The sequence below is a fragment of the Intestinimonas sp. HCP28S3_D6 genome (assembly GCF_052065695.1).
In the GTDB taxonomy this organism is placed as follows: domain Bacteria; phylum Bacillota; class Clostridia; order Oscillospirales; family Oscillospiraceae; genus Intestinimonas.
Genome location: NZ_JBQHTM010000137.1, coordinates 1 through 1,022, shown reverse-complemented (window position 1 = coordinate 1,022; position 1,022 = coordinate 1). Strand labels below are relative to the sequence as shown.

Annotated in this window: 1 rRNA gene; it reads right to left on the bottom strand. The window is 50.6% G+C overall.

Going from position 1 to position 1,022, the window contains the following annotated elements:
- Positions 1-1,022: ribosomal RNA gene (locus ACTNBK_RS17090) — 23S ribosomal RNA — on the bottom strand; the annotation flags it as partial.

Below are 1,022 nucleotides of genomic sequence, written 5' to 3'. Positions count from 1 at the left end.
TCCCCTATTCCAAAGTGTCAGCATGCTTAAAGTTCGGTGGCTACGGAATTTCTACCGTATGTGCATCGACTACGCCTTGCGGCCTCGCCTTAGCTCCCGGCTTACCTTGGGCGGACGAACCTTCCCCAAGAAACCTTAGATTTTCGGCCATCATGATTCCCACATGATTCTCGCTACTCATTCCGGCATTCTCACTCGAATACAGTCCACCGCTCCTTCCGATGCGACTTCACCCCATATTCGACGCTCCCCTACCCCGCACATTGCTGTGCAGCCCAAGCTTCGGTTGTATGCTTAGCCCCGTTATATTTTCCGCGCAGAGTCACTCGACCAGTGAGCTATTACGCACTCTTTTAATGAGTGGCTGCTTCTAAGCCAACATCCTGGTTGTTTTCGCAACTCCACATCGTTTTCCACTTAGCATACATTAGGGACCTTAGCTGTGGGTCTGGGCTGTTTCCCTTTTGACCACGAAACTTATCTCACGTAGTCTGACTGCTGGTCATCAATTATCCGGCATTCAGAGTTTGATAGGGTTCAGTAACCTTATCGGCCCCTAGCCCATTCAGTGCTTTACCTCCGGTAATCTAAACCAACGCTAGCCCTAAAGCTATTTCGGGGAGAACCAGCTATCTCCGGGTTCGATTGGAATTTCACCGCTAGCCACAAGTCATCGCCGGTCATTGCAACGAACGTGCGTTCGGTCCTCCATGGAGTTTTACCTCCACTTCAACCTGCTCATGGCTAGGTCACCCGGTTTCGGGTCTATTGCAACAAACTCAAGCGGGCTATTAACCCTCGGTTTCCCTTCGCCTCCGGTACTGAATACCTTAAGCTTGCTTGTTACAATAACTCGCCGGACCATTCTACAAAAGGTACCTCATCACCCGTTAACGGGCTTTGAGTGCTTGTAAGCACAAGGTTTCAGGTTCTATTTCACTCCCCTCCCGGGGTCCTTTTCACCTTTCCCTCACGGTACTGCTCCTCTATCGGTCATCAGGTAGTATTTAGGGTTGGAGGGT